This is a genomic window from Streptomyces adustus, assembly GCF_009377175.1.
Lineage (GTDB): Bacteria > Actinomycetota > Actinomycetes > Streptomycetales > Streptomycetaceae > Streptomyces > Streptomyces adustus.
The window spans coordinates 1-3,321 of sequence record NZ_VJZD01000465.1; the positions used below are offsets into that span (position 1 = coordinate 1).

Consider the following 3,321-nt stretch of genomic DNA (forward strand, 5'->3'; position numbering starts at 1 on the left):
CGCCCCTGCTGTTCCGCTCCCCCGCTCCTCCCCGTTCCTCCCCGTCAAGGAAGGACCCCACCGTGCGAAGAACCCGCATCCTCACGGCCGTGCTCGCGCTCACGGCCGGCCTCCTCGCGGGCACGGCGTCCGCGTTGGCCGCGCCGAGCAAGCAGGTGACGATCGCCGCCGAGTCGTACACCTGGAAGAACGCCCGCATCGACGGCGGCGGTTTTGTGCCGGGCATCGTGTTCAACCGCTCCGAGAAGAACCTCGCCTACGCCCGTACCGACATCGGCGGCGCCTATCGCTGGCAGGAGTCGACGAAGACCTGGACACCGCTGCTGGACTCGGTCGGCTGGAACGACTGGGGCCACACGGGCGTCGTCTCCCTCGCCTCCGACTCGGTCGACCCGAACAAGGTGTACGCGGCCGTCGGCATGTACACCAACAGCTGGGACCCCGGGAACGGGGCCGTGCTCAGGTCCGCCGACCGGGGCGCAAGCTGGCAGAAGACGGACCTGCCGTTCAAACTGGGCGGCAACATGCCCGGCCGGGGCATGGGCGAGCGCCTGGCGATCGACCCGAACAAGGACAGCGTGCTGTACCTGGGCGCGCCCAGCGGCAAGGGCCTGTGGCGGTCGACCGACTCCGGGGTGACCTGGTCGCAGGTCACCGGCTTCCCCAACGTGGGCAACTATGTGCAGGACGCGACCGACACCTCCGGCTACGCCAGTGACAACCAGGGCATCGTCTGGGTGACCTTCGACGAGTCCACCGGCACCTCGGGCACCGCGACGAAGACGGTGTACGTCGGGGTCGCCGACCAGAACAACGCGGTGTACCGGTCGACGGACGCGGGCGCGACCTGGACCCGGCTGGCGGGCCAGCCCACCGGATACCTGGCGCACAAGGGTGTGCTGGACGCCAAGAACGGCTACCTCTACCTGGCCTACAGCGACAAGGGCGGCCCGTACGACGGCGGCAAGGGCCAGTTGTGGCGGTACGCGACCGCGACCGGCGCCTGGACGAACATCAGCCCGGTCGCCGAGGCGGACACCTACTACGGCTTCAGCGGCCTGACCGTCGACCGGCAGCACCCGGGCACGGTCATGGCGACCGCGTACAGCTCCTGGTGGCCGGACACGCAGCTCTTCCGCTCCACGGACAGCGGCGCCACCTGGACGAAGGCGTGGGACTACACGTCGTACCCCAACCGGGCCGACCGCTTCACCATGGACGTGTCCTCCTCGCCGTGGCTGACCTGGGGCGCCAACCCGTCGCCGCCGGAGCAGACGCCCAAACTCGGCTGGATGACCGAGGCGTTGGAGATCGACCCGTTCAACTCGGCCCGGATGATGTACGGCACGGGCGCGACGATCTACGGCACCGAGAACCTCACCAACTGGGACAGCGGCACCCGGTTCACCGTCAAGCCGATGGTGAAGGGCCTGGAGGAGACGGCCGTCAACGACCTGGCCTCGCCCCCGTCCGGGGCGCCCCTGCTCAGCGCGCTCGGTGACATCGGCGGCTTCCGCCACACCGATCTCACCGCGGTCCCGCCGATGATGTACACCTCGCCGAACTTCACCACGACCACCAGCCTGGACTTCGCCGAGACGAACCCGAACACGGTGGTGCGGGTCGGCAACATCGACTCCGGCGCGCATGTGGCGTTCTCGACCGACAACGGCGCCAACTGGTTCGCGGGCACGGACCCTTCGGGGGTGTCGGGCGGCGGTACGGTCGCGGCCGCGTCGGACGGCGGCCGCTTCGTGTGGAGCCCGCAGGGCACCGGGGTGCAGTACACGACCGGCTTCGGCTCCTCGTGGTCGGCGTCCAGCGGCATCCCGCCCGGTGCGATCGTGGAGTCCGACCGGGCCGACGCCAAGACCTTCTACGGGTTCAAGTCCGGGAAGTTCTACGTCAGTACGGACGGCGGCGCCACCTTCACCGCGTCCGCCGCAGCCGGACTGCCTTCCGGTGACAGCGTGCGCTTCAAGGCGCTGCCCGGCGCGAAGGGCGACGTCTGGCTGGCGGGCGGGGCGAGCGACGGGGCCTACGGCCTGTGGCACTCCACCGACGGCGGTACGACCTTCGCCAAGCTGTCGAACGTCGAGCAGGCCGACACCGTCGGCTTCGGCAAGGCGGCGACCGGGGCGTCCTACCAGACCCTCTACACCAGCGCGAAGATCGGCGGCGTCCGCGGCATCTTCCGCTCCACCGACAAGGGTGTGACCTGGACGCGCATCAACGACGACGCCCACCAGTGGGGTTGGACCGGTGCGGCGATCACCGGTGACCCGCGGGTGTACGGCCGGGTGTACGTCGCCACCAACGGCCGGGGCGTGATCTACGGCGACACCTCGGACCCGGCCGGCGGAGGCGGGGGCGGCACCGACCCGACGCCGACCCCGACCCCGACACCGACCCCGACACCGACGCCGACCGGCGCCTGCGCGGTGACGTACAAGATCACCAACCAGTGGCAGGGCGGCTTCCAGGCCGACGTCCAGCTCACCAACACGGGTACGGGCGCCTGGAACGGCTGGTCGCTCGGCTGGTCCTTCGCCGACGGACAGAAGGTCACCCAACTGTGGAACGCCGACTACACCCAGTCGGGTGCGGCGGTGACGGCGAAGAACGTGAGCTGGAACGGCACGGTGGCGGCCGGTTCGTCGGTGGGCTTCGGCTTCACCGGGAGCTGGTCCGGGACGAATTCCAAGCCCACCGCCTTCAAGCTGGGTGATCAGAGCTGCACCGTGACCTGAGGGTCGCGGGCCTGGCGGCCGTCGCCATGCCGGCGCCGATGAAGCCCGACAGCAGCGGGCCCCGCCGGGCATCACTCCGGCGGGGCCTCAGCAGCATCCCCGACTTGTTCGTTGGATGCTTGTTCGGATGACACTACTGGCCACCACTGACATCGCCCGGGTTCGTCGACAGGTCGACCGCTCCGCGTGGGTGCAGAACGTGGGCGGCCATACTCCATCCGGTGGAACCGCTGTCACGGACGGCGCGTTGTGGCGTTGAAACTGTATGAGCAGGAGTCGCAGATTTTGGGAGTTGGCCGGCCCGATGGCCGTCGATCAGCTACGGGCCCAACTGGCTCGCGCTGCTGCCGGGATGACCAAAGGGAAGCCTCAGCGGCAGAAGGCGCCTGAGGAAACGCTTCTCCCCGGTGCGGAGCCGGAGACCGGCCGGAGTGAAGCGGCGGCGTCCGACTCGGCTTCAGGTCACTCGGCAACTCCCGGTGGACGACGCGCCGACGCGGTCGGCCGGCCGCGTCGGGACCTCAGCCGCCCGGTTTCCGGTAGGCCCGGAGGGTGAAGCGGGGGTCGGGGC

The 3,321-nt window shown here is 69.9% G+C and carries 1 protein-coding gene; it reads left to right on the forward strand.

The window, feature by feature from the left end; all coding sequences use genetic code 11:
- The first annotated feature begins 62 nt into the window (after positions 1-62).
- Positions 63-2,750 (forward strand): cellulose binding domain-containing protein, encoded by a 2,688-nt coding sequence (locus tag FNH09_RS45590; RefSeq protein ID WP_162470094.1) that lies wholly within the window; start codon positions 63-65, stop codon positions 2,748-2,750.
- The last annotated feature ends 571 nt before the right edge of the window (positions 2,751-3,321 follow it).